This window comes from Verrucomicrobium sp. BvORR106 (assembly GCF_000739655.1).
GTDB lineage: Bacteria > Verrucomicrobiota > Verrucomicrobiia > Verrucomicrobiales > Verrucomicrobiaceae > Verrucomicrobium.
The window spans coordinates 114,882-140,483 of sequence record NZ_BATR01000162.1 but is presented as its reverse complement, the minus strand read 5'-3'; the positions used below and the strand labels follow the sequence as shown (position 1 = coordinate 140,483).

Below are 25,602 nucleotides of genomic sequence, written 5' to 3'. Positions count from 1 at the left end.
TTTTCGGGCTGAAATTTATCAAACCCGAGCGGCAAAACCTAGAAGAATTGCACTCTCTAAAGAAGTTGCTTAGTACATACAGGAAGTTGAGACGCTGCGCTGGTTGAGGCGCTGCCGCTGGTTGAGGCGCTGCCGCTGGTTGAGGCGCTGCCGCTGGTTGAGGCGCTGCCGCTGGTTGAGGCGCTGCCGCTGGTTGAGGCGCTGCCGCTGGTTGCTTTTGCGTCCATCCATGGCTCCCGGCCAGGTGTGGACGTGGTAGCCGCTTAGTCGGAGCGTGGAAGACCGCCGCAACTCCTTCGGAGTAGGTTTCGTCTTCTTGTCACCCTAACGTAGACTCGCTGGAAGCTCGTCAACGTTGGGCTTTTAGCCGCATCCTCTTCGACGAAGAGCTGTGAATGAGGTGAGGCGGAACGGCGGCGCAACCTCACCAGCCGTCCAAGCGATATTCACTGACGCACTGACCACTGCCCACTGATTTACTTGGCCCGGAGGCCAAGCTCACCCAACAGGATCAAACGTCCCTTAAACTATCTTCCTCAACTAACCGCCGCCATCACCCTTGCCTTTGCCTACGGGGGCGAGGAGGGCTTCGTGGGTCACAGCCATGGCGTAGTCGCGATTGAGCTTGGTGATCCAGCGGACGCTGATTTCTTTGGGGCAGGCGGCTTCGCACTCGTACTGGTTCGTGCAATTGCCGAAACCGGCTTCGTCCATGGTCTTGACCATGCCGAGCACACGGCGGTGTTTTTCTGGCTGCCCCTGAGGAAGGCTGTTGAGCTGGCCGGCCTTGGCGGAGACGAAGAGCATGGCGCTCGCGTTCTTACAAGAGGCCACGCAGGCACCGCAGCCGATGCACTCGGCGGCATCCATGGCGGCGTCAGCTGCTTCCTTGGAAATGGGCAGCGCGTTGGCGTCCTGAGCGGAGCCGGTGCGGACACTGATGAACCCGCCTGCCGTCATGATGCGGTCGAAGGCGCTGCGATCCACCGCGAGGTCCTTGATGACCGGGAAGGCTTTGGCGCGGAAGGGCTCGATCCAGATGGTGTCGCCATCATGGAACTTGCGCATGTGAAGCTGGCAGGTGGTGGTGGCGCGCTCAGGGCCATGGGGGATCCCATTGATCACCATGGAGCATGCGCCGCAGATGCCTTCGCGGCAGTCGTGGTCGAACGCGATGGGATCGCCACCCGACTCGATGATGCGCTGATTCACGATGTCCAGCATCTCCAGAAACGAGGCCGTCTCAGGGATGTTGTTTGCCTCGATCTCCTGGAAGCTTCCTTTGGCATTGGTGCTGGATTGACGCCAGACCTTGATGTGGAGATTAAGAATGCGGGCCATGGGTGGAGCAGTGAAAAAGTTGCGGAACGGAGTCGAAAACGAAAATGCGGAGGTGACGGGAAACTACACGTAGCTGCGGACGGCGAGGTGCACCTCTTCGTAGTTGAGCGGCTCACGGTGCAGCACGGGGGCGGAAACGTTGCCGGAGTACTCCCAGGCACCCACGTAGGCGAACTTGTCGTCATTGCGGAGCGCTTCACCAGCCTGCCCACGTTTGGCGGCCTCGTCCTCCTTGGTGTACTGGTACTCCACACGGAAGTGACCGCCGCAGCTCTCTTCACGATGCTGGGCGTCGCGGCACATCAGCTCGCCGAACTCCAGGAAGTCGGCCACGCGGCCGGCTTTCTCAAGCTCCTGGTTGAACTGCTCGCCGGAACCGGGGACCACGACGTTGTTCCAGAACTCATCGCGGAGCAGGGGAATCTTGTCGATGGCGCGCTGCAAGCCTTCGCGGCTGCGGGCCATGCCACACTCTGACCAGAGCAGGAGACCCAGCTCACGGTGGAAGCTGTCCACGCTGCGCTTGCCTTTGCTGTCCAGGAACTTCTTCGTGCGGACGCTGACAGCTTCTTCCGCCTCCTTGAAGGCGGTGTGGCTGGTGGTGACTGCGCCGGGCTTCTGGCTAGCCAGGTAGTTGGCGATGGTGTAGGGGACGACGAAATAACCATCCGCCAGACCCTGCATGAGGGCACTGGCACCCAGGCGGTTCGCGCCGTGGTCGGAGAAGTTGGCCTCACCCAGCACGTGCAGGCCGGGGATGGTGCTCATGAGGTTGTAGTCCACCCAGAGGCCGCCCATGGTGTAGTGCACGGCGGGGTAGATGCGCATCGGCTGGTTGTAGGCATTTTCCCCCGTGATCTTCTCATACATCTCGAAGAGGTTGCCGTACTTCTCTGCCACCACGGCCTTGCCCATCTCGATGAGCTTTTCCTTCGGCATCTCCTTGCCACCGGCCTTGTCATTGCCGTAGCGCAGGATGGCATCGGCGAAGTCCAGATAGACGCCCAGGCCGCCGGGACCAACGCCGCGACCTTCATCGCAGGCTTCCTTGGCGGAGCGGCTGGAAATATCACGTGGGGCGAGGTTCCCGTAGCTCGGGTACTTGCGCTCCAGATAGTAGTCGCGATCATCTTCCGCGATCTCGTGCGGAGGTTTGCCGCAGTCTTCCTTGCGCTTGGGCACCCAGACGCGGCCGTCGTTGCGGAGCGACTCGGACATGAGCGTCAGCTTGCTCTGGTAGTCGCCGCTGACGGGAATACAGGTGGGGTGAATCTGCGTGTAGCAGGGGTTCGCAAAGAAGGCCCCCTTCTTGTGAGCGCGCCAGTTGGCCGTCACGTTGCAGCCCATGGCGTTCGTGGAAAGGTAGAAGGCCGTGCCGTAGCCACCGGTGGCGAGGATGACGGCATCTGCCGAGTGGCTGCTCACCTTGCCAGTGACGAGGTCGCGCACCACGATGCCCTTGGCGTGACCGTCCACGACGACCAGCTCCAGCATCTCCGTGCGGGCGTACATCTGCACGTTACCGCGGGCGATCTCTTTATTAAGCGCGGAGTACGCGCCCAGCAGAAGCTGTTGTCCCGTCTGGCCACGGGCATAGAACGTACGACTCACCTGAGCACCACCGAAGGAGCGGTTCGCCAGCAGACCGCCGTATTCACGCGCCAGGGGCACGCCTTGAGCCACGCACTGGTCGATGATGTTCGCGCTCACCTCAGCGAGGCGGTACACGTTGGCCTCCCGGGCGCGGAAGTCGCCACCTTTGATGGTATCGTAGAAGAGGCGGTGAATGGAGTCGCCGTCGTTCTGGTAGTTCTTCGCGGCATTGATGCCACCTTGGGCGGCAATGCTGTGCGCACGACGGGGGCTGTCCTGGAAGCAGAAGGACTTCACCTTGTAGCCCATCTCAGACAGAGACGCCGCTGCGGAGGAGCCCGCCAGCCCTGTGCCCACCACAATGACCGTGTACTTGCGCTTGTTCGCCGGGTTGATGAGCTTCGAGTCCTGCTTGTGCTTGGACCACTTCTGAGCCAGCGGGCCGGAGGGAATCTTGGCGTTCAGAGCAGGATCGGGTTCGATGGTCATGGCAGGCAACGGAGAAAGGTCGAGGTCAGAAAAAGGGGATCGGAGCGGAAAGGGAAGGTGGGTTGGCTCTCTCTTACTTCACCCAGCCCAACATGACGGCGAGGGGGATGGAGCAGTTTCCGATGAAGATGAACGCGGCATAGGCCAGGCCGAGGGCCTTGAACACCGGCCAGCTGCGGGCGGTGGCGAGACCCAGCGTCTGGAACATGCTGGAAACACCGTGGCTCAGGTGGGAGCAGAGCAGCCCCATCGCGAAGATGTAGAAAATAGAAGCGGGCTTCCAGGAGAAGCCGTGAATCACCATGGTGTACACATCATGCACAGTCTCTCCGTGGAGGTTGGTGTGAAGCTCTCCGTAGTTATTCCCCACGTGCAGGGTGAAGTGCAGGATGTGGTAAACGATGAAGGCCAGGACCGTGAGACCGCTGAAGATCATGTAGCGGGAGGACTTGGAGGCCTGGATGGTCGCCTGGTAGCCGTACCGGCTTGTGCGGGCCACACGGTTTTCACGCGTGAGCTTGATCGTAAAGATGATGTGGATCGCCACCGTGACCAGCAACCCGATGCGGGCCACCCACAGCAGGGCTCCCATGCTTTGCAGCTTGTGCCCGTAGGCATTCAGCGCATCCGGACCCAGAAAGATCAGGAGGTTCCCGACCATGTGGCCAAGAATGAAGATGACCAGAGCTGCCCCGGTGAGGGCTACAAGAAATTTCTTGCCAATGGATGAACAAATAAACGCGGAAAGGGACTTAGTCAGGGCGCTCATAGGCAGATATTCCAAGATGGCGATACGCCGCCGTTTGGCAAGAAGAGGCAAAAGAAAGTCTCAATTGTCTTGTGATAATCGGCCACGGCGGTTGGGGTTGTTTGGTTGTGGTATGGGTTAAAACTGTCGCTGTCTTCAGCGTTTCGACGCATTTGCGAAGTGGAAAAATGGCCATCCAGCGCTGGGTTGACCCAGATTCTCCTGCTCGAATCGTCCTTTTCGGTTGGCGGATCGCATTGCTGCCAGCTCTGGTTTCACATCGGCTAGCTGGGGGCTTGCCAGCAAGCGGTCGAGCAGCCGAATCTCCTGTGGTGAGAGATGAGGAGAATCTTCGTCTTCGCGAAAATTCATGTGCAGCGGCTGGATGGGCCGGGCGAGGCGGGTTCTCAGGTCACGAAGGATGTCAAAACCAGCGGGATCGGTATCGCCAAAATGCCAGTATTCCAAGTCAGCAGGGAGTCGCTCGAACAACTGCAACACGCCAGAACCGGGGTAGCTCGTGTGAATGAGCAGCACGCCACTCTGCAGCCGCACCAGTTGGTGAAAGGTGGTTTCATTCTCCACACTGAGGCAGCGGGTGGCGGTAGTGGTCAGAGCGAGAGCGTTCTCAATGTCCGCAGCAGAGATGCGGGAAGCATCCTTCAACAACTCAAGATTCACGATGCCTGATTCCGTGTGAATCTGCAGAGGACCGTGAAGCAGGACGGATCGTGGGGTTTCCGTCAGCCCCGCGCCTTCAAGACTCGTGATCAGCCCTTCGGAGAGCTGATTCAAAGCTTGGCTCAGGCGAGGGGCCATTCGTTCCAGTTGCTTGGAATCACCGCAGAGCGCGCAGCTCGCAACCCGAAGGAGCGTTGGGCCCTGCCATTTGAGAACGCCTTTCAATACCCTTTGAAATTCGGGGGCGGCATCCTTGTCGGTGAAGGAGAAGGGGGCGATCGACTGTCCTTGATCGGCCGCATTCGCCAGGCCAGTGCACCATCGGGACCAACGATCTAGCCAGGGTTCAGACAGGCCGGACAGGTCTGCCGCAGCGGCGTGGAAGAAGGCAGCCCATTGAGCCCGAAGTTCGGCGGGAGTCGGTTTTCCTAACGTGTCAAAGAGCCACGCTTCACCACCGTCCGCCTGCAAGCGAACCTTCCAGATGATGGAGGGATCGCGTGGATGGCGCTCCAGGACCAGCTTGCTGTCTGGCAGGTTGGAAGCGGCGGTCAGCTCTCTTTCTGCTTGGGCACGGGAATCTCCATCGGTACAGCCAGCCAGTTTCAGCAGGTCCGGATAGTCCACCTGGAAGTCGCGCACTCCTGTCCCGGTGCGCCCCTGCTTGGAGGCGTGATAGCGCCTCGCAAGTGCTTCGAGAACGGGAAAGGAGGGCATGGAAATGGGGCTCAAGTTAGAAGAGGGACGGAGGCGGGTCGAGCGGGGATTTGGAATAAAGGTTGTTTCCTGCATGCGAGGTCGGCCGGTCTGGCCAGCGAATGGGCCGTTTGTCTCGACGTTGGGGATACGGCAGGGTAAAATGGGCCGCGATGAAAACCCTCCTCCTGTCATTGTCGATCTTCCTGGCCATGGTGTGTTCCCGGGTGCAGGCGACCACGCTTGGCCTTGGAACCGTCAAGCTGCCCGTGTACCTCCATGGCTCGGACAGCGACACTTACCTCACGATCATCGATGTGCCTTTTGTCGCCGGAGGGGCTTCGCCGGAGTGGTGGGTCCATGCGCTGGGGCTTCCCTTTGTATCGCCTTCAGACCAGTTTTGGCGGGAGAAGGGCGATGTGAACATGGTCTCTCGATATGGCCTCTCCATCACCTGCCTGGTGGGCAGCTTCGATGAGGATTTCTTGGTCACCATCGATGCCACCAAGGCGAAAGTTCCGGAGGGGTATCCCTTCACGATTGAGCAAGTCGTCGATTCCGCAGCCACCTGCGTGAGGCTCATGTACCCTGACCGGCCTAAAGGCGAGGGACGGCTGGCTATCAAAATCATCCCGGCACCCAGTGCTCCGGCTGACGCCGAGAAAAAGGCAGCTCCCACATCGCCCGAAGCCAAGCCAAAGGCCGGGGTATCGAACTGATTGATGACGGCCCCACTCAGCCATGAGATCCATCATGCACGTCTCCCGCTCTCTCGCCGTTGCCTTGCTTCTGACTTGCCTGCCTGAAGGCCGTCTCAGAGCGGAGGGACATGAGGCCCCGGTGGCGGATCCCAAGATCTTGCTCAAGGTGATCGATGCTCTGGAGAGCTCCGGACTGGATGACCTGACTTCACGCGACCACAGGGAAGGTGGTGTCCGCGCTACCTATCATCTCAAATCCGCGGACTATCTGGGGACATTGACGTGGCAGGGCGAAACGGTCGTGCTCGCGACGGCCTTTTACATCCGGTCACGTCTGGCTGATCGCGATACTCCTCCGGCGAGAGGGCATTTTTTCCTGGTTTGCCTGGATGCTAAGGCCAGCAAGGTGGTCGCCCATACTCGGCAGGACGTCGTTCCCTACCATCTCGATGGCGAAGTCCTGAAGCGTGGGAACTTGGCAATCATTGACTTCGGGAACCATGACGACCTTACACGCTACCGCGGTTATCTGGTCGACGGAGCCCTGTTGCCCTACCCGTTCAAAGATCGGATCACAGAGGCAGATTGGGAGTCCGGCGCATTCAAGAAACAGCCGTAGCCAGACGATCAAGGCAGCTCCAGCGCGACTTGCTTGCCATTGACGGTGATGACGGCGGTGCCAGGAGGCAGGCCGGTGAGATCGACTTCCACCGTGCGCTCAAAGGGGATGATGGCCAGGGTGGCCATGGCATCGCGGGGCCTGGAGGTGATCACGGTGATAAAGACGCCCCCCGAGATCTTCTGCTGCTTGATCTCATGGAGGCTGGTGGCTCCATCGTTCAGCAGGCCGGAAATGGTCACCGTCGCCTGGCGGGTCTGGCCAGGTAAGAGGGTGACGGCTACGGACTCTACGTCGGCCATCTTATAGATGAACCGGGCATCCGTGGGGGTGGCGGGCGCAGGGGTTGAGGCTGGCGGAGAGGTTTTAGTTTGATCCCCCTCCTTTTTCCGAGCCAGATTCTGGCAGGAAAGCAGGGCGGTGGTGGCGAGGAGGAGGCCAGCCATGGGGAGGGCCGACAGAAAACGGGAAGGGCTGGGGGCTCCGTTCATGGCTGGGTGCGGATATCCATTCAATACCAATACGGAACGAGCATTGTCCAACCTTTGCTCGCTTTTGTGTGAAGCGTGGCGTTTCCGGGGAGAATTTTTCGTAACATGGTGCTTGCGGACTCGAATGTGCGTGGCAGTAGGCCTGCGAGATGGTACATTAGGTGCCTCGAAATTCAGGAAATCACAAGCAGCACCCCCGGCGTAAACGCGGATCAGGAAGGGGATCGTGACCGGTCATGCGGCAAATTGGAAGTTTCAATCACTACGAACTGGCGATGAGCGCGGGGGAGGCCCCCATGCCTTTGTTCAGGGCGTCTTGCGAGGACGTGTACCTGGCGGTGGACCGGCGGCACCGGCAGTTGGTGGAGGTTCATCTGGTCGCGGAAACGGCTCCTGAGTTCCAGATTTCCCTTCCTCCCGGGAGTGATCAGGGTGGCGAACCCGTTCTGGATTCTGGCGAGGTTCAAGGCACTGCTTTCTATGTCACCGCCTTCCGTGACGGCGAGTTGCTGGAGCATTACATTGCCCGTCGCGGTGCCCTCATTGCGCCCACCGCCTTCAGTCTCGTCCTGCATCTTTTGGACGAGCTCATGGAGCTGCAAAGGGTGCGTGGGGATCTCCAGGGGGTGAGTCTGGAGAGGGTGCTGGTCTGCCTGGAGGATGACAGTTTGTTAAGGCTGCGCATTCTGGACTATGGGCGTTGTCGTTCTGCCGCGGGCAGCGCTCCGGATGAGATGGCCCGCCAGGTGCGTGAAGTGTCTCTGGTGTTGAGTCGTCTGCTTACCGGGCCGTTGCGGGCCGGGATCCATCCCGACCGGGTGGCGGTGCTCAATACTCTGCCGGGCCGTTTGCGCAGTGGCCTGCGGGCCTGCCTGGGAGTCGCGGGGGAGGTGCCCGCCTCCCTGGAGGCGCTTCGTGCGCAGGTTCAGGAGGCCTTCCTGGCTCAAAGTCGTGACCTCCACGGCAAGGACACCCGCCGCCACGTCGTGGCGCTGGAGAGCATGGTGCCTCACTCCTCGCTACGGGATTTATTGTTTCCTAATCCCCCCAACATGGAGGTGCTGGCCCGGCGTTATCAGCTGGAGGACGTGGGCGGGGAGCGGCATCCTTTTTCCCTGCCGGTGACGGAGGCCCCTTCCGGGCGGAAACTCACGGTGCAGCTGCTGCCGCCGCCCGGGGTGATGAATGTGCTCAATCCTTCCTGCCTCGCTCCGCAGTTGGGAGATCTGCAAACGGACGCGCATCCCAACATCATGCGATGTGCCGGTGCCTGGGAGGGGGGGAGTCTTGCCTTTCTGCTGGAAGAGCGCGCTCATGACCTGCCGCTCTTGCACGTGCTGCGGGAACGGGGATGCTTGAAGCCGGTGGAAGTCCGCCTCTTGCTTGCCCAGGTGAAACAGGCGGTCGAGCAGGCCCAGTCGATCGCGTTGCAGGGACTGGATCTGCGCCCTGGGAACTTGGTTTTGAGAGTGACGGCGCGGGTTTCGGATCGGGAGGTGGAGAAGCTCGCTTACCGCCATCTCGATGCCTGGCCCAGCTTCCTGGTCCTGGCCCGGCCCCACGCCACTCTGCGCTGCCTCATGGAGCCCCCATTGGAGCGTCAGCCCTCAGAGGCGGGCGAGGGTGGAGACTACGTCCGTGAATTCGCCGCCCTCGCGGTTGCTTTGTTTGGTGGCGCTCGCAGTGTCTCCAAGCAGGCCGTCAAAGAAAATGACTCGTGGTCTGCCGAGCTGAAGGCCCTGGTTTGTCGTTTGCAGCAGGCGCTTACGGACTTGGACTCGGGCTCCCTGCCGGTTCCGGCTGATATCTTGAATCAAGTGGAGAGTCTCGTGCCCCTGCCTGTCTATGCTGAAGGCGAAGATGATTACGGTGGCGATGCCGGCGGGGCCATGAATCGTGCTGACCCCCGGGAGGCGCTCCGGCAGCGTCTGCGTGGCCAGCATCCGGTGGATGAACCCATGGAAAGCATGGGCTCCGTCTCTGACTTCGATGAAGACTTCGACGTGGCTGGTGATAAGCCGGAGACGTCTGATGACGATGCCCGCGAACCTGAGCGGGGTTCAGGGAAATCCTCCTTCATGGACTTTGGCAAGAAGTCTTTCCTGAAGGGACTGTGGACCCTGGCCGTCTTTGTTGGCGTGTGCTGGTGGTAAGCTGCGGTTGCCACTGTCAGAGATCGGTGGAAGGATGCGGTTCTTTCCCCCAGTGGGAGTTCAGCTTCCCGCCCCCCCAAGCCCCGACAGTTTAGCATTGCACCCTGAGAGCCCAGAGTTTGAGCAGGAGTTCGCCTTCCAGAACGAACTGGTGGAGGAGCTGCGCCCCAAGGCTTACCGCGACCCTTCGCGCATGGGTCAGTTGATGGTGGAGGTGCATGTGCTGGCGGAGCTGTGGTTGTGCAAAGGGGCATTCCATCAAGCGGAAGCGCTGTACCGTCGCATCCTCTATCGCTTGCTGGATGCTCCGGTGATGGATGGCGAACTGATCCTGGGGATCAGCTCACTCCTGGCAGAATTGCAGGTGAGGTGGGGTGAGCCCCAAGGGGGCAGAGAGCTGTATGAGAAAGCGGCTGAACTGGCGGCTCGGTTGGGGATTTCGTCCTCGCCCACACTTTCACTGCTGATGAACAACCTCGGCCACATCTGCAAGGGCCAGGGGGACTTTGAAAAGGCGGCACATTGGTACGAGGAGGCTCTGGCAGGGTATGTCACCCACCATGGTGCCGTCTCTGCGGAAGTGGCGGATGTCTCGGACAATATAGGTGCTCTAAACTACCGCATGATGCGGCTGGAGGAGGCTCTGGAAATGCACCAGAAGGCTCATGCCGTTCGCATGGAGCTCGGCCAGTCGAGCGATGAGTCGGCGGCTGCCTATGCCCGTACCTGTCGGCTGCTGGTGCTGAGCCATCGCGCGCTGGGCCAGTTTCAGGAAGCAGGAACTCTGGCCTCGACGGCCGCCGAGATCGTTGCGGCGCTGGGGCCGCTCCCGCCGCCGTCACGCGGGCTTCACGCTGCGCTTGCCGTGGATGATTCAGTGCAAACTGTTCCGCAGACTGTTCCCAGTCCGTTGCCGCATGACAGCCATGATCTCCGCAAGGATGCTGACGGCGATCTCCATGGGTGAATCAGCCTGGATGTCCAGGCCCACCGGGGCGTGGACGGTGGCGAGTGTTTCCGGGGCAACCCCCTGAGCTTGCAGTTCCTCCAGGACTGAGCGCACTTTTTTTCTGCTGCCCATCATGCCCAGATAGCCCGCGCCGGGATGCAACAGCAGCGCCGCCAGGGCGTCCCGGTCCAGATGGAAATTCCGCGCAACCAGGACGGCCGCATCGTTTTTCCGCCAGACTCGCGAGGCGATGTATTCAGAGGCTGGTCCTTCATGCAGCACGTGAGCGGCACCTCCCTGCAGGATGTCCGGCCGGTCATCCACCAGAGTCACATGCCATCCGCAGTCCATGGCCAGCCTGGCGAGGGCGAGTCCACAATGTCCGCCGCCAAAGACGTGCAGGCATTCCCCCAGGGCCTGGGGTTCTAGGAAGACGGTCGCCTCACCCCCGCAGATGGCACCAAAGGAGTCTGGACTGGCTTCGTGCAGCGGGTAAGTCTTTAGTACGGGGCGGCCATCCGTCAGGGTATCTAGGGCATCGGCAATGACGAGGGCTTCCATCTTGCCTCCGCCTATGGAACCGAGGATGCGACCATCTTCAAAGATCAGCGCCTTGGCTCCGCTGTCGCGCGGCACGGAGCCCCGGACGGCGGCCACTGTGGCCAGCACACAGGGCTCACGCCTTGCGCGGGCAGCGAGGAGTTCGCGGAGTAGACCGTCTGTCGTCATGGATGAGGCTCGCTCAGGCGTCAGTTGCGGGAGAGGGTGGCCTCGATCTGGCCGTGAGGTTCCTCAGAGGGAAGCAGGAGGACATTGGTGTTTTCGATGCCAAACGCCCGCAGGTTCTGGGAGAAGTAGTGAAGATTGGGGAGCGTGAGGGTGATTTCCTGAATCTCTGGGCAGGCCTCGAACGCGGATTCTGCCATCTGCCAAAGGGTGGCCTGGACGGAGGGGCTGTGGTTTCCGGCAAATGGCACCACCAGGGCTTTTAGCAATGTGTCGGTCGTGGCCTGATAGCTGGCTGGCACGGTGTTCCAGGTCCAGCGGGCCTTGAGCGTGGTCGCGAGCAGGCGGTCCTCTGTGGGGGCCAGGGTGGTGTGCTCACAGGTGGCGAAGCCGCTGAAGCTGGATCCGGTGGTCTTCAGCAGGGTGAAGTCCTGGACGCCGGATTCGAGTGACTGGGAGGTCCGGCTCTGGATGAGCTTCACCAGCGGTGTGGCCCGCTGGGTCTGGGCGAAACTGTGAGGGTGGGGGACGCCGTCCACCTCCAGGCGGCTCCAGGCGCGTTCCTCAAGCTCCACCGTCACCTGAGTGACCTGCGTGTAGCGGTTCAGGAAATGTTCTCCCACCACGAGGGCGAAGGGCTCGTTGTCCGCTCCCAGATGATGAAAGGCCAGAACATTGATCGCATTCTTCATCGTATCCGTTGGGACGATGCAGGAGTTGTCCCCCGACTGGTAGCCTGAGGTGAACTCGCCCTCCAGGGCGATGCGTACGGTGAGCTCCTTGACGGAGTGCACGGGGCCATCCCGGAGCACCTTGCAGAGTCGAACCCGGGCTTTGCCGTAGTTTTGAGAGACGAGCTTCATGATGGAGCGCCTGATGTCGTGCTGGAGAAGGGGTGCTGCTGGTGCCAGTGACGGGCAATATCGACACGGCGCGTGATCCACACCCGATCGTGTTTGGCCAGGTGATCAAGAAACCGCTGCAAGGCAACAAACCGACCGGGTCTGCCCAAGAGGCGGCAGTGCATGCCGATGGACATCATCTTGGGGAGCTCCGCCCCCTCTTCATAGAGGACATCGAAAGTGTCCCGAAGGTAGGTGAAGAAGTGGTCGGCGGTGTTGAAGCCCTGCGCCGTGGCGAAGCGCATGTCATTGGCATCAAGCGTGTACGGCACGATCAGGTGCGGCTTGCTTGCACCGGAGGCGGTTTCCACGGTGGTCCAGAAGGGCAGGTCATCGCCGTAGTAGTCGGAGTCGTAGAGGAATCCGCCATGCTCCACTACGAGCCTGCGAGTGTTGGGGCTGTCCCGTCCAGTGTACCATCCCAGAGGCCGGCGGCCGGTGATTTCCTCGATGATCGCAGTCGCCTGCTCCAGATGGCTGCGTTCTGTTTCCTCATCCACTTGCTGGTAACTGATCCAGCGGAGGCCGTGGCTGGCGATCTCGTGCTTTTGTTCCGCCATGGCGCGGGCCACCTCAGGGTGGCGCTGCAGGGCCATGGCGACAGCAAAAACCGTGAGGGGCAGGTCGCGCTTTTCAAACTCTCTCAAGATACGCCAGACCCCGCTCCGGCTGCCATATTCATAGATCGACTCCATGCTGAGGTGACGGCCCGGGTAGCTCGGAGCCCCGATTATTTCAGAGAGAAAAGTCTCGGAGCCCGGATCTCCATGCAGCACATTGTTTTCCCCGCCTTCTTCATAGTTGAGCACGAATTGAACGGCGATGCGGGCCTTGCCCGGCCACGCGGCGTGGACGGGCTCTCGTCCATAGCCAATCAGGTCGCGCGGGTAGGTGGAGTCTGAATTCATGGCACCCGCGATTGTGCCCCGGCGGGCGTCAAAGGGCAAGCCGTTGGTTGCGATGTGTCTCGCAAGAAGTGCGGATCAGCTCCCCCGGTAGGTGCTGTAGGACCAGGGGCCTACCAGCAGGGGAACGTGATAGGCGGCGTGAGGGCTCTCCACCCCAAAGCGGATGGGAATCAGGTCCAGGAAGGGAGGGTGGCCCACTGGCACGCCGGAGTCTTTGAAATAATCTCCCGTGTGAAAGAGCAGCTCATACACCCCGGTGGTGATTTCCTCGGCATCCACCATGCTCTCGTCCAGCCTCCCATCGACGTTCGTCTTGGCGGTGAACAAAGGCTCCCGATACTCCCCGGTCAGGCGATGGAGTTCCACCAGCATGCCCGCAGCTGGCCTGCCGTGGTAAGTGTCCAGAACGTGGGTGGAGATGCGGCCTGACATGGAGTGTTATGGAGCCTTGATCTAGAATACTCGCTCCAGCCGCAGTCTGGCAATCTTTTCGATCTCGGCCAGGGCGGTGGCGATTTCGGTGTCGCGATCATGAGGCAGGCGGTTCTCGAAGGCGGAGAGCATGCTCGCGGCATCGTTGAGCCGGGCGCAGAGGATGAAGGGGAAGCCGAAGCGTGCTTTGTAGGCGGCATTGAGGGAGTGAAACCGGGCTTGCTCCGCAGCCGTGAGTTGGTTGAGTCCAGCGGCCGCCTGCTCGGAGGCAGATTCCGGGGTCAGTGTGGCAAGCCGGTCACCCAAGTCTGGGTGGGCGCAAATCAGGGTGAGCTTCTCTTCCTCTGTTGCTTCGTGCATGACGGTGCACATCGTCTCATGCAACGCCTCCACACTGGCGAAAGGACGCAGTGCCCAAGTCCGAGCGGCCACCCAGTCCGAGTGCTCGAAGAGCCCGGCCAATGCGGCTGTGAAGGCGTCTTGAGGAAGCGTGTTGAGTTCAGGCAAGGAGGGCATGGCTAAAGTGGGAAGACGGAGGCGTTCATGCCTTGTGGTTTTCCTCCTTCTGAGTCCACTCGATGAGTTTCTGGCGGAGTAGCTCTTTGGTGGGCAGGTAAAGTTTGTATTCTCGGGCGTGAATATTGGCGTCGGGTGGGAGAGTGAGCTCCACGATGGCGTCTTTCTTGCGCTTGCAGAGGAGTATTCCAATCGTTGGGTTTTCCTCTGGTAGTTTCACTTTGCGGTCAAACCAGTTCACGTACATCTGCATCTGCCCCAGATCCTGGTGCGTGAGCTTGTCCAGCTTAAGGTCGATTAGAACGTAACAGCGCAGGAGCCGATTGTAGAAGACAAGGTCGACGAAGTAGTGATCTTCGTCAAAAGTGAAGCGGCGTTGACGGGATTCAAAGAGAAAGCCTTTTCCAAGTTCGAGGAGAAATTGCTCAATGCGGTCAATGATTGCTTGTTCCAGGTCTGACTCCGTGTAGCCAGTTTTCTCGTCCAGACCTAGAAACTCAAGAACATACGGCTCCTTCAAGACGTCTTCTGGGCGAGTGACAGTCTGTCCTTGGAGGGCGAGGCGACGCACATCCTTTTTCTTCCGGCTTAGCGCCAGCCGTTCGTAGAGGCTGGAAGCCACTTGACGTTTTAGCTCAGCCAATGACCAATTTTCTTGGATGGCTTCGACTTCGTAGAAGCTGCGCTCGTCTGCGTCCTTGATGGTGAGGAACAGGACATAGTGAGACCAACTTAAGGCGAAGGGAGATTTCCCAGACTCTATCTGGGAAATTGCTGGTGCGCGGTCTCTCCAAAGAAGAAAGAACTTTCGCATATACTCCAAGTTGGCGCGAGAAAACCCCTTCCCAAACTCTCTGGTGAGTCGGGAGGATAGCTCTTTCAGCACTGCAGCGCCATATTCGGCCCTTGTGGCTCCTTTCTGCTCATGCTCAACGATGCGTCGACCAATTTCGAAATTCGTGAGCACATGCAAGGTGTTGATTGCCGAGGAAGCAGCGTGCCGAGAGGATTGGACAAGGCGGCGGATTTCCGCAACCAAGGAAACAAGGCTGTTTATCTTCACCTGATTCTCGTCGGAAAAGGAGGCCTTTTGGCGATGCGCTCCTGATCGGGACTGTTTGCCAACCGTTTCGGGATTGGTAGGTTCTTTTTTCTTCCCCTTCATTGTCGCATGAGGGCTTCTATGGTCACGGAATAGGAGGGAGGCGAGGGGAATCGTCGTATAGGCATCAAAATCAAAGATGAAGAACGGGAGGGGTGCAAGCGTTTTGATCGAAGACATAGTGATCAAAGTCTCCCGAACTGGAAACTTTACGCATGAATGACCCAAAAGATTCCGGCTTCTGCAATCAGAATACCCATGATGATTCCCAGGCCGCGCCAGGTCGTATTTGTGATCGATTTCCTCGGGTCGCCTTCGATCTTGCCGGGCATCAACCACCACCCGAATCTTGCCACCAGGATCGGCATGGTGATGTAGGTGGTGGCGGCGACCGTCAGGATGTTGAGGATCAGCGTGACCAGAGTGATGTCCAGACTCGCAAACAGCGGCCGGACATAGCGAAGATTGATCATCACCAGGGGATAGAGGCCGACGAGGACGAGCAGGCCAGTCTTCCAGCGGGGTGGAGCGGCTCCGGTCTTGGGATCCACTGGGGTCCAGCCGGGGAAGGGTGACTTGAGGCGGGTGGCCTCGGTCTTCTGAATGACCTCCCGAGCTTCCTCCAGGAGGGCGGAGCGCTCCGGCGAATGACGCCAGCGATCCAGATTGGTCTCTGAGTCGAAACGCAGAAGGGTGGTCCATTCAAATGAGCCGTCACCGGGTGTGGGAGCAATGATATGGACACCGCGAAATCCCTCGAAACGTGCCTGGGTCTCCTGGGTGCGTCGCGTCCAGAGACGGTAGGCTTCCTCCATGCCGGGGCGGATTTGGGAGCGGATGATCTCGGTCACGCCGCCTGGATGCGAGGTTTCCTCTTTGTCGGGAAGACTTTCAGAAAAGACCGCCCCGTCTGCCAGCAACTCTTCCGCCTCGGCAATGAGCCAGCCGCGCTCGGCAGAGAGCATCCACTGCTCCAGTTGAGCGGGAGACCGGAAGCGCACGATGAGCTTCCAATCCCGGCTGCCGGCGTGGGGCGGAGGGAGGAGGTCCGCGCTCATGAACCCCTCAAACCGGATGACCTTGGTGTGGAAGCGAATTTGCCAGGCAGAGACGGCCCGGTGGATGCCGGTGCCGGAGCGGGCCGGAAGGGTGCAGATGAGAGTGGCGTGGGCTTGCGGGTCACTCATGGGGAAGCGGGACTGAACGACTAGCGAAAGTCAGGCCAGTTCCTCAATGATCTGCGGCGCAAAGTAGTGCACGAGATGCCGCCGGTGGTCGGCTGTGCCATGGGGATCGTTGAAATAATCTGACGATTTCACCGACTCCTGAAGGCGATTGGAGAGCTCAGATACGGTAGGAAGGGAGGGGAATCGCAGCTGGATGGGGCGGACGGTGGCGGCTGTGATGGTGAGCAAGACCTCGCCCGTCTCCGGACAACGGGTGCCAATGAGCAGCGCTGTCGAGCGCCCTTCCTGAGTCTGGGAGAAGCGACGCCAGGCGGGTTGTTTCTTCAGAGCCCAGTGCGGCAGATGGATGCTGCGGAGCAGGTCTCCGGGACCAAGCGTCGTCTGCTGAATACCCGTGACGAACTCGCTGGCCAGAATGGATTGTGGAGCGCCGCTGCGACGCCAGACAATGCAGATGCCTTCCAACGCCGCAGCCAGTGAGATGAGACCGCCGGCGGGCAGGCCCAGGCACAGGTTGCCTCCCACGGTGGCTTCATTCCAAATTTTGAAAGAGGACTGGAGCGCCTCGCAGCAGGTCTGGATGAGCGGAGTCGCCCGCCAGGACTCGGGCAGAGAGGCGCTGCCGCCAAACTCATGGAGCTGGGCAATGGTGCAGGTCGCGGCGATCTCCAGGCCGGTCCCCTCATCGGCTTGCAGAGCTGACCAGTTGAACTTCCCCATGTCCAACAGGGTGTTGAGTCCCGGTTGGGGTTCAGAGAAGAGCCAGGTTCCACCCGCCAGCCAGGCAAACCCCGGCTCCCACGCCTGGACTTCGTCCGGGGAGAGGGGAGAGCGTTGCGAAGTGATGTGGTGGAGATCCATGTTCGGGGCCACCATCTTGGCGGCGTCAGATTTGGGGATGAGGAATGGCCGGAATGATCTACGCTAGATCGTGAAAAATTGCAGCCATCGTTTTGGGGTTCTCGTGCTGGCCGCCGGTGCTTCCAGGAGGATGGGGCGTCCCAAAGCGTTGCTACCATGGGGAGAGGGCACGGTGCTGGCCCATCATCAGAGGGTGTGGAACTTGGCCGGTGCCCGGCAGATTGCGGTCGTAGTGGATCCTGCAAATGCCGCTGTCCTGGACGAGCTGAAGCGATTGAACTGGGTGGATGTGATCGTGAACGATCACCCGGAGGACGGCATGATGTCGTCCTTGCGCGCGGCCTCTGCCTGGCCGCAATGGGACGAGGACCTCCAGAGTGTGGCGGTGGTCTTGGTGGATCAACCGCAGTTCCCGATGGAGGTGGTGAAGCTGCTCGTGGATCTGGCGGCAACTTATGCCGATGAAATCTGCCAGCCCCAGTGTGAGGGACGCCGTGGGCACCCGGTGGTGTTGCCGATAGAGGTCTTCGCGGGTCTGGCATCGACCGCGGACGCAACGATGCGGGACTATCTAGGTAGACTGCCGATCCCGAGGCGGGGGCTGGAAGTGGAAACCAGTTGGTGGCTGGATGACATGAATGTGCCCGGGGCGTATGAGCGGATCTTGGAACTCAGTGCGGAAAGCGGGGGCCTGGCTTGAGTTCCTTAGCGAACTACACCGCACTGGCCAGTCTCAAGGCATGGAGGTTGTGCTCCTCGATCACCTGCGGCATGTCCACCGTCATGACCTGCCCGTCTTTCACCACGGCGCGACCTTGAACGAGGGTGTGGCGCACTCGTTGCGCAGCGCAGAACACCACGGCGGCAACGGGATCATGAAGCGCTCCCGCGTAGTTTAGGGTGTGCAGGTCCAGGGTGAAAAAGTCTGCGCACTTGCCGGGTTCGAGGGAACCAATGTCCTGGCGGCCCAGAACCTTTGCCCCACCCAAGGTGGCCAGTTCCAGGGCTTCCCGCGCGGTCATCCAATCCTGCGGTGCGGGAGGCGGAAGATCGGCCGGACGCAGCCCAAGGGCCAGCCGGGCCAGTAGCATGGTTTGGCGCACCTCCAGCAGCATGTTTGATGCATCATTGCTGGCGGAACCGTCCACTCCCAGGCCCACCTTCACGCCAGCGGCAAGGTACTTCTTGATGGGGGCGATGCCGGAGGCCAGTCGCATGTTGGAGCAGGGGCAATGAGCGGCCCCCACACCCGTTTGGGCAAAGCGCTGGATTTCCTCGTCGCTGACGTGCACGGCATGGGCAAACCAAACGTCCTCACCCAGCCAGCCGAGCGTCTCCATCCACTCCACTGGGCGCATGGCAAAGCGTTGCAGCGTGTAGCGTTCTTCGTCCAACGTCTCGCAGAGGTGGGTGTGGAGTTTCACCCCGTGCTGGCGGGCCAGGGCCGCGGAATCTCTCAAGAGCCCCGTGCTCACGGAAAACGGGGAGCAGGGCGCCAGAACGACCTGGGTCATGGAGCCCGCCTTGGCATCATGATGAGTGCGGATGACCCTTTCGCTGTCGGCAAGGATGAAGGCCTCGTCCTCTACGCAGTCATCGGGGGGGAGGCCGCCTTGGGATTGACCAAGCGACATGGAACCGCGACTGGCATGAAACCGCACGCCCAGTTGCCGGGCCGCTTCGATCTGGCAATCCACGTTGTTGCCGCTCTGATAGAGATAGGTGTGGTCAAACACCGTGGTGCAGCCGGACAATGCAAGCTCCGCCAGGCCGACGAGCGTGCTGGTGCGGGATGCGGCCTCCGTGGTTCCGGCCCAGATACGGTATTGGGCCTGGAGCCAGGGAAAGAGGTTGTTATCCTGCGCTGCCGGCAGACAGCGGGTGAGCGTCTGATTGAGGTGGTGGTGCGTGTTGATGAATCCAGGCAGCACGATCTGCCCGCTCAGATCCAGCACTTCGTCTGCTGTGGTGGGCAATGAGGCGCTGGGGCCCACCTGTTGGATGATACCATCCACCGCATAGAGGCCGGCATTCCTTAGTTCACGACGCTGCCCGTCCATGGTGACGAGCACGTCGGCGTTGCGGGCCAGGAGCGTGGGCATGGAGGAAGGAAGGGAGGTGAGCGACTATTTCTCCATCACCTTGAACAGCCACTTCTCGAAGAAGTGCAGGAGGAAGATGATGGCCAGCGCATAGGTGAAGGGCGTCAGATCGCGGGGGCGGGCGGGCGGATCTTCCTCGAACTCCCGATGAAGTTCAGTCACTGCGGAGGCTTTGCCCTTGCGGTTCGTGGTGCCCAGGGAGATGACGGTGAGCGCGATAAGGCCAATGCCAATGCCTGTGCTGATGCTGAAGGTCATGGGCATGGCCATGAGCGTGAGGATGGCAGGGGCGGAAACCTCGAACCGGGTGAGGTCGATCTCGCTCACGCTCTCAAACATGAGGATCCCGACAACCACCAGCGCAGGGGCCACGGCTACGCCGGGGATCATGAGGATGAGCGGGGTGAGGAACAGCGCCAGGAGGAAAAGAATGGCCACGACCACAGAGGTGAGGCCGGTGCGACCGCCTGCCTGCACGCCGGTGGCGCTTTCGATGTAGCTGACCACGGTAGAGGTTCCCAGCAGGGAGCTGAGGATGGCGGCCAGGGAGTCCGCCGTGAGTGCCCGGGGCAGGCCAGGGACGTGACCGTTCTTGTCCATGAGTCCGGCGCGCTTGGTGACCCCGATGAGCGTGCCGATGTTGTCGAAGAGGTCCACGAGCAGCAGCGTCATGATGACAGGCAGGGCCTTGGCGGGTTCCTTAAGGAGGAAGGTGAAGTCCAGCTTCAGGAAGGTCGGTTCGATGGACGCAGGCAGGGACAGAATGCTGGTCGGCATCTGGGTGATGTTCCCCCCTTTGCCATCCGGCAGGAAGAAGCCGATGAGGGTGATGACCGCCATGGAAATGATGATGGCTGCCGGCGTGCCCCTGGCCACTAGCACACAGGTGAGCAGCACACCCACGCCAAAGAGCGCCACCGAGGGGTTCGAGATGTCTCCCAATGTCACAAATGTGTGGGGGTGGCCTACCACCAGACCGCCGTTTTTCAGGCCGATGAAGCCTATAAATAGCCCGACCCCGGCACAGACTGCCGCCTTGAGCGAGTTGGGCAGGGCGTTGACGATGCGTTCTCGCATCCCCGTCACGGAAAGGAGCAGGAAGATGCACCCGTTCACGAACACCAGCGCCAGCGCACTCTGCCACGGGACGCCCATGGTCAGACACACCGTGTAGGCGAAGAAGGCATTGATCCCCATGCCCGGAGCGAGAGCGAGAGGGAAGTTGGCCAGGAAGGCCATCAACAGACTGGCTCCGGCGGCGGCCAGGGCCGTGGCTGTGACCACGGCGGGCTGGGGCATGCCCGCGTCTTTGAGGATCTGCGGATTCACCACCAGGATGTAAGCCATGGCAGCAAAGGTGGTGCAGCCGGCGATGACCTCACGATTCACCGACGTGCCATGGCGCGAGAGCTGGAAGCGGCGTTCGAGGAAACCAGAGGAGGCGGGACGGGGAGGCGTCATGAGTGAGCGATGTCGTGTGCGAGTAAAGGGGAAAGCTGGGCAAGCGCAGGGTACAGACGCGGTGCGGTGAGCGGGAGATCGGTGAACCGGATGCCTGTGGCATGGGCAATGGCATTCGCCAAGGCTGGAGCCACGGGATTGACCGGGCTTTCGCTCATGGGCTTGGCCCCCATGGGGCCGATGCGGTCATGCGTCTGCGCAAAGTGGACTTCTGTCTCCGGCAGGTCTGCCATGGCCGGGATGCGGAAATGTCGCAGGGTGGGATTGGCCACCCGGCCCTCCGGGGTGAGCTGCATGTCCTCCGTGAGCACCCAGCCGATGCCCTGGGCCACGCCGCCCTCCACCTGCCCGCGGCATTGCATGGGATTGAGCACCTGCCCGGCATCTGCTGCATGCACGCTTTGCAAAATGCGGACTTGGCCAGTGATGCGGTGCACGGCCACGCGGAAGCCATGGACATTGAATGCCACGGATCGGGGTGCGGCGTAAGCGCGACGGACCGCGCTGAGGCGATGCCCCTCCTTCTCGGCCCGTATGAGGAGGTCGCTCAAAGGAAGGGGATGGTTCGCGCAATCAACAGAGGCGCTCTTGAGCTGGCAGGAATCCAGCGACTGACCTGAGTAGCGGCTGGCGAGCCGGAGGAGTTGTTCCTTCAGCACCTTGGCCGCGGCGAGCACGGCTCCGCCTCCCACCAGCGTGCCAGTGCTGGCAAAGGTGCCGGTGTCGTAAGGCGTCTTGTCCGTGTCCGAGGTGACCATTTTGACTGATTCGACCGGACACCCCAAAACAGTTGCCGCAATCTGTCGCTGCACCGTGAGCGTGCCGCTGCCGAATTCTGCTGAGCCGATGGACACTTGATAGGTGCCGTCAGCGAGGAGATCGATGCGGGCTTCTGAGCGATGCTCAGTGGGCGGACCACAGTCCAGCATCGCGAGGGCCAGCCCCTGACCGGTGGACCACTCCGGGCCTTGCGGTGCGGGCTCGCCGCGCCCGCTGCTGAGAGCCTGCTCCACCAGATCCAGGCACTCGGCCAAGCCATAGCTGCCAATCTCCAGATCGCCAGGGTGGGGCCAGATGCTCAGGAGCGTGTCCCCGGGCTGGATCATGTTCCTCCGGCGGAGCGTGGCAGGCTCCATCTCCAAAGCACCAGCCAGTTCATCCATGGCGCACTCCATGGCATAGGCGGTCTGAGTGAGACCGTATCCGCGGAAGGCTCCTGCGGGGATACAGTTCGTGTAAACAGCGTAGCCATCCGCCTGCTTGTTGGGGCAGCGATACACGGCAAAGGCCTCATTGAGCGAATGGCCCAGCACCTCGCCGCCGTGGTTGCCGTAGGCGCCTGTGTTGCTCACCACCCGCATGCTCATGGCGGTGAGGGTGCCATCGCGTCGTGCGCCAAGCTTCACCTTTACACGGAAGGGGTGCCGCGTGGTGGTGGCGGTGAATTCCTCCTCACGGGTGAACTCCCATCGCGCCGGTCGACCGGTCTTGAGTGTGACCAGCACGCAGAGGTCTTCGGTAAGCACCTCCTGCTTGCTGCCAAAGCCGCCACCCACCCGCTCGGTGTACACATGAAGATTCTCGGGATAGAGGTCGAACAGGTACACCAGCTTCACCTTCGTGAGGAAGGGGGTTTGGCTGCTGGTGCGTACATGCAGCCGCCCATCCGGAGAGAGGTAGCTGAGGCTGTTGTGTGTCTCCAGGGTGACGTGGGGCTGCCGGTGCGTGGCATAGGTGTTCTCCACGATGACGTCCGCTTCCTCGAACCCGGCAACCACGTTGCCGTTCTCGCCATGGATCTCTCGCAGCACATTGCGCTCCGGGTGGGAGATGCGTGAAGCGGCATCTTTGCCATGATGCAGGATCGGGGCGTCGGGGCGCATTGCCTCTTCGGGATCAAACACGGCGGGCAGGATCTCGTAGTCCACCTCGATCTTGTCGCAGGCGAGCGCGGCGGCCTGCTCAGACTCCGCTGCCACCACGACGACGCGTTGCCCGACGAAGCGCATCACCCGGTCCAGCATGAGGGTGTCATCCGGATCCACGTGATAGTCATCGTGCGTGGCGCTGGTGAAGGGGCGGTGCAGCGGCACATCTTCCCAGGTGAAGATGCTGTGCACCCCCGGCAGCTGGAGGGCAACGTCTTTCCGGATGGTCAGCACCCGGGCATGGGCGTGGGGGGAACGCACGACCTTGAGATACAGCAGGCCCGGGAGCGGGGGCTCGTCAGCGGTGAAGCGGGCCCGCCCTGTGACCAGAGCTGGACCCAACGGGCTGCCGAGGCTGCGGCCCACACTGGCTCCAGGCAGGTCTTCCTGCACGTGCCGACGTCCTTCGATCGCGTCCCGGATGGCGCGATACCCGGTACACCGGCAGAGATTGCCTTTCATGACCCGCTCGATGGGGGCGCTGCTGGGGCAACTCTTCGCGGCGGGTGTCATGATGGCGCCTGCGGTGCAGAAACCACATTGGAACCCCTGCGCCGCAAGGAACTGCTCCTGCATGGGATGAAGCGCATCACCGTGGGATGCCAGGCCCTCGATGGTCGTGACCTGCCGTTCCTCTGCGCGGAAGGCCGGGTAGAGACAACTGTGCACGGGGATGTCATCCACCCATACCGTACAGGCACCGCAGTCACCCGCATCGCACCCTTTTTTCACCCCATACCAGCCTTGCTCTCTGAGGAGCGTGCGCAGGCACTGTCCCGGTCGCGGGGCCACCTCGGCGGGAGTGCCATTGATGGTCAATTGCATGGGCCGACGGTGGGAAAAGGCTGCTGAGGGAAGGGGGCGACAGTAGGGGAGTCTTGGCACAATAGAACAGCACTCTGTGGGGGATGTCGCGCAGATTTTGCGCGACTCACGAGCCTGCTGGGGAATCGTTAGAACTCGAACTCCAGCACGGCCTGCGGCACCACGTCGTGTTGCCCCTTCACTCCGTATTCATTCACCCAGATGTCCACCTCCGTGCCGATCCAGAGTTTGGACTTCTTGCCAAATAGCTTGGCCCCCAGGTCCATCATGAGCTGGGGACTGGTGTGGAAGGACTCTGCGAGTTCCCCTTCGGCACCGTTGTAGTCGGCAAAGCCCCGGAACATGAAGTCACAACCCGCCAGGCGGAAGGGGATGCCCCATACATAGGTGATCTGCCAGGTGCTGCCGCTGATGTCGAAGTCATCCCGCCAGAAGAAGTTGATGCTTGAGTAAGCGAAACCCGGAAGGTCGAGCTCCAAGGCCATGCCGTGGAGCTGGCGCAGCTGGGTCTTGTCGAGATGAGTGCCGAAGGCCCGGTTGATGTTGGCCAGGGAGTCGGAGGTGCCGAACTCCAGCATGCCCGAGTAGAAGTAGATGTCCTTCACCGGCCCAAAGCGGTACTCCTTGCCGGTGAGCTTGCCCAGGCTGAGCCGAGGGTTCACTTCGCCGTAGAGATCAAACCCTGTCTCAGGGTGACCTCGTCCCTCCGTCGTGAGGTTGGTGAAGTCGGTGAAGAAGAAGAGATCCCCCCAGGCGTTGTCTTGAAAGTGTTCCAGCGTGATCAGGTCCCGCTCGTGGCTGGAGGCAAAGGGCTTGTCCCAGTTGAATCCATACAGGTACCAGAGGCTGGTGGTGGAAAAGTTGATGAACTTGTCCGAGTTGGGGGCCTGAACCGGGCTCGTAGCTACAGCCTTCTCCGAAGTGGGAGTGGGCTCACCTGCCTGAGCATCGGCTGGAGTCAGGCTGGCAAGCGCCAGGGCACTGGCGAAGGAAAGTGAGGTGAGAGGCTGACGGATGTTGGAGAGGGAACAAGACTTCAAAACAGGGAGTGCTGACGGTGTGAGGTGATCGGCAATTTTGAGAAAGCGAAAAACGGCCGGGAGTAAACCGATCAATTTAAGGAAAGTAGTGGAGAAAATAGAAAGTCGCAGCAGTGAACATGCCCGCCCGCAGTCCACATGCTTGAGATGCGTACTCCCTTGGTGGTATTTCGATGTGCTGGCTATGGCAGATCAACTGCGATGCATCGAACTAGGGATCGATGGGGTGAGCCTTTACCAGATTGACCAGGGCTTTGGCCGCGTGGGAGAGATAGAAATCCCGGCACCATGCGATTGCGATATTCCACTGAATGTCGGGCTCTTCGAGGTGGATCACCGCGACGGCGTTGGTCCCTCGCACCACGGACATGGGGAGCAGGGCGATGCCGAGTCCGCTGTCAATCAATCCCGCGATGAGCGAGAAGTGACTGCTGCTGGCGGCGATCTCTGGAGTGAATCCGGCGGCGGCGCAGGCGTTCCTCACGGTGTCGTTGAGCGCGAAGTCTTCGGGGAAGATGATGAAGGGCTCGTCTTTGAGCTCTCTTAATTTCACGCTCTCCCGCTTGGCCCAATGGGAATGGAGCGGAGCTGCCAGTGCGAGGCGGTCATGAAAGAAGGGGACGGAATCGTACAGGGCGGAGTCCAGCGGCAGAATCAGTGTGCCAAGCTGCATGTCTGCACTGAGCAGGGCGCGCTCCGTCGCTTTTGACCCTTTCTCGAACAGGACGAGCTCGATGTCCGGATAGGTCTCCTTGTAGCGCTTGATCAGGGGGACAAATAGAGTGCCGCTGAGGGGAGGGATGCCCAGGGTGAGCACCCCGCGCTTCAATCCTGCGAGGTCCGCCAACTCCGTCTCGAGAGCGGCGTGATCCCGCAGGAGGTTCTGGGCATGCCGGAAGAGGATCTTGCCCGCGTCCGTCAGCACGATGGAGCGATGCTGACGGGTGATCAGGACCTGACCGACGTCATCCTCGAGCTGCTTGATGACCCGGCTGATGGAAGGCTGGGTAAGCGCCACCTTGGAACTTGCCGCCGTGAAGCCGCCGCGGCGCACCACTTCGACGAAGACACCAAGGGAACGGAGATCCATGCCATACGGTTAATGCATGGAACACATACGTACAATGCATTTCACAAATTGATTGCTTGCG

Annotated in this window: 24 protein-coding genes; 5 read left to right on the top strand and 19 right to left on the bottom strand. The window is 60.8% G+C overall.

Annotated features, from left to right (window positions below):
• Positions 1-69: 69 nt before the first annotated feature.
• The 5 genes from BV106_RS38945 to BV106_RS28365 all read right to left on the bottom strand — a co-directional run bounded on the left by BV106_RS38945 (position 70) and on the right by BV106_RS28365 (position 5,569).
• Positions 70-231 (bottom strand): hypothetical protein, encoded by a 162-nt coding sequence (locus BV106_RS38945; protein WP_265596164.1) that lies wholly within the window; start codon positions 229-231, stop codon positions 70-72.
• Positions 232-540: 309 nt separating this feature from the next.
• Positions 541-1,341: a succinate dehydrogenase/fumarate reductase iron-sulfur subunit gene (locus BV106_RS28380; RefSeq protein WP_038170408.1), complete on the bottom strand. Its 801-nt coding sequence runs from the start codon at positions 1,339-1,341 to the stop codon at positions 541-543.
• A gap of 63 nt (positions 1,342-1,404) precedes the next feature.
• Entirely contained in the window at positions 1,405-3,423 is a 2,019-nt protein-coding gene (locus tag BV106_RS28375; protein ID WP_038170407.1) for a fumarate reductase/succinate dehydrogenase flavoprotein subunit, read from the bottom strand.
• Between the two features lie 73 nt (positions 3,424-3,496).
• Complete coding sequence (locus BV106_RS28370) at positions 3,497-4,192, bottom strand: succinate dehydrogenase cytochrome b subunit (protein ID WP_038170406.1); 696 nt, start codon at positions 4,190-4,192, stop codon at positions 3,497-3,499.
• Between the two features lie 135 nt (positions 4,193-4,327).
• Positions 4,328-5,569: a Wadjet anti-phage system protein JetD domain-containing protein gene (locus tag BV106_RS28365; RefSeq protein WP_038170405.1), complete on the bottom strand. Its 1,242-nt coding sequence runs from the start codon at positions 5,567-5,569 to the stop codon at positions 4,328-4,330.
• A 152-nt stretch (positions 5,570-5,721) separates the two neighbouring features.
• On the opposite strand from BV106_RS28365, the gene BV106_RS28360 reads away from it, so the two are divergent.
• Both BV106_RS28360 and BV106_RS28355 read left to right on the top strand, forming a co-directional pair.
• On the top strand, positions 5,722-6,267 hold the full coding sequence (locus BV106_RS28360; RefSeq protein WP_265596163.1) for a hypothetical protein: 546 nt from the start codon (positions 5,722-5,724) through the stop codon (positions 6,265-6,267).
• 22 nt (positions 6,268-6,289) lie between these two features.
• On the top strand, positions 6,290-6,868 hold the full coding sequence (locus BV106_RS28355) for a hypothetical protein (RefSeq protein WP_038170399.1): 579 nt from the start codon (positions 6,290-6,292) through the stop codon (positions 6,866-6,868).
• 8 nt (positions 6,869-6,876) lie between these two features.
• On the opposite strand, the gene BV106_RS28350 is transcribed toward BV106_RS28355, so the two are convergent.
• Entirely contained in the window at positions 6,877-7,314 is a 438-nt protein-coding gene (locus BV106_RS28350) for a hypothetical protein (RefSeq protein ID WP_265596162.1), read from the bottom strand.
• A gap of 281 nt (positions 7,315-7,595) precedes the next feature.
• On the opposite strand from BV106_RS28350, the gene BV106_RS28345 reads away from it, so the two are divergent.
• Together BV106_RS28345 and BV106_RS28340 are read left to right on the top strand one after the other, a co-directional pair.
• Entirely contained in the window at positions 7,596-9,512 is a 1,917-nt protein-coding gene (locus BV106_RS28345) for a hypothetical protein (protein WP_265596161.1), read from the top strand.
• 97 nt (positions 9,513-9,609) lie between these two features.
• Positions 9,610-10,479, top strand: coding sequence for a tetratricopeptide repeat protein (locus tag BV106_RS28340; RefSeq protein WP_038170395.1), 870 nt, complete (start codon positions 9,610-9,612; stop codon positions 10,477-10,479).
• Here the strand turns inward: BV106_RS28340 and BV106_RS37665 are convergent.
• The 8 genes from BV106_RS37665 to BV106_RS28300 form a co-directional block, all read right to left on the bottom strand.
• Positions 10,387-11,190, bottom strand: a complete 804-nt coding sequence (locus tag BV106_RS37665; protein ID WP_081892371.1) for an XdhC/CoxI family protein — start codon at positions 11,188-11,190, stop codon at positions 10,387-10,389. The two genes, BV106_RS28340 and BV106_RS37665, sit on opposite strands and share 93 nt — an antisense overlap.
• Before the next feature lie 20 nt (positions 11,191-11,210).
• Positions 11,211-12,050, bottom strand: a complete 840-nt coding sequence (gene pucL, locus BV106_RS28330; RefSeq protein ID WP_038170391.1) for a factor-independent urate hydroxylase — start codon at positions 12,048-12,050, stop codon at positions 11,211-11,213.
• Positions 12,047-12,997 carry an allantoinase PuuE gene (gene puuE, locus BV106_RS28325; RefSeq protein ID WP_038170390.1) on the bottom strand — a complete coding sequence of 317 codons (951 nt, stop codon included), beginning with the start codon at positions 12,995-12,997 and terminating at the stop codon, positions 12,047-12,049. The genes pucL and puuE overlap by 4 nt, the downstream gene beginning before the upstream one ends.
• 75 nt (positions 12,998-13,072) lie before the next feature.
• A complete protein-coding gene (gene uraH / locus BV106_RS28320; RefSeq protein WP_038170388.1) occupies positions 13,073-13,429 on the bottom strand; it encodes a hydroxyisourate hydrolase in 357 nt (118 codons plus the stop codon).
• Positions 13,430-13,450: 21 nt separating this feature from the next.
• Positions 13,451-13,945: a 2-oxo-4-hydroxy-4-carboxy-5-ureidoimidazoline decarboxylase gene (gene uraD, locus BV106_RS28315; protein WP_038170383.1), complete on the bottom strand. Its 495-nt coding sequence runs from the start codon at positions 13,943-13,945 to the stop codon at positions 13,451-13,453.
• A gap of 25 nt (positions 13,946-13,970) precedes the next feature.
• A complete protein-coding gene (locus BV106_RS28310; protein WP_265596160.1) occupies positions 13,971-15,227 on the bottom strand; it encodes a PDDEXK nuclease domain-containing protein in 1,257 nt (418 codons plus the stop codon).
• Positions 15,228-15,256: 29 nt separating this feature from the next.
• On the bottom strand, positions 15,257-16,234 hold the full coding sequence (locus BV106_RS36375) for an antibiotic biosynthesis monooxygenase (protein ID WP_051946439.1): 978 nt from the start codon (positions 16,232-16,234) through the stop codon (positions 15,257-15,259).
• Between the two features lie 30 nt (positions 16,235-16,264).
• The gene (locus tag BV106_RS28300; protein WP_038170593.1) at positions 16,265-17,095 is read right to left on the bottom strand and encodes an FAD binding domain-containing protein; all 831 of its coding nucleotides are present in this window, start codon (positions 17,093-17,095) and stop codon (positions 16,265-16,267) included.
• A gap of 70 nt (positions 17,096-17,165) precedes the next feature.
• Here BV106_RS28300 and BV106_RS36370 point away from each other — a divergent pair, with 70 nt between their 5' ends.
• Positions 17,166-17,795: a nucleotidyltransferase family protein gene (locus BV106_RS36370; RefSeq protein WP_265596159.1), complete on the top strand. Its 630-nt coding sequence runs from the start codon at positions 17,166-17,168 to the stop codon at positions 17,793-17,795.
• A gap of 13 nt (positions 17,796-17,808) precedes the next feature.
• On the opposite strand, the gene BV106_RS28290 is transcribed toward BV106_RS36370, so the two are convergent.
• From BV106_RS28290 to BV106_RS28270, 5 genes are all read right to left on the bottom strand, one after another.
• The gene (locus BV106_RS28290; RefSeq protein ID WP_038170382.1) at positions 17,809-19,197 is read right to left on the bottom strand and encodes an 8-oxoguanine deaminase; all 1,389 of its coding nucleotides are present in this window, start codon (positions 19,195-19,197) and stop codon (positions 17,809-17,811) included.
• Between the two features lie 24 nt (positions 19,198-19,221).
• On the bottom strand, positions 19,222-20,658 hold the full coding sequence (locus BV106_RS28285) for an NCS2 family permease (RefSeq protein ID WP_038170381.1): 1,437 nt from the start codon (positions 20,656-20,658) through the stop codon (positions 19,222-19,224).
• Positions 20,655-23,411, bottom strand: a complete 2,757-nt coding sequence (locus BV106_RS28280; RefSeq protein ID WP_038170379.1) for a molybdopterin-dependent oxidoreductase — start codon at positions 23,409-23,411, stop codon at positions 20,655-20,657. The genes BV106_RS28285 and BV106_RS28280 overlap by 4 nt, the downstream gene beginning before the upstream one ends.
• A gap of 128 nt (positions 23,412-23,539) precedes the next feature.
• A complete protein-coding gene (locus BV106_RS28275; RefSeq protein ID WP_038170377.1) occupies positions 23,540-24,451 on the bottom strand; it encodes an outer membrane protein OmpK in 912 nt (303 codons plus the stop codon).
• 211 nt (positions 24,452-24,662) lie between these two features.
• Positions 24,663-25,541 carry a LysR family transcriptional regulator gene (locus BV106_RS28270; RefSeq protein WP_038170589.1) on the bottom strand — a complete coding sequence of 293 codons (879 nt, stop codon included), beginning with the start codon at positions 25,539-25,541 and terminating at the stop codon, positions 24,663-24,665.
• Positions 25,542-25,602 lie beyond the last annotated feature (61 nt).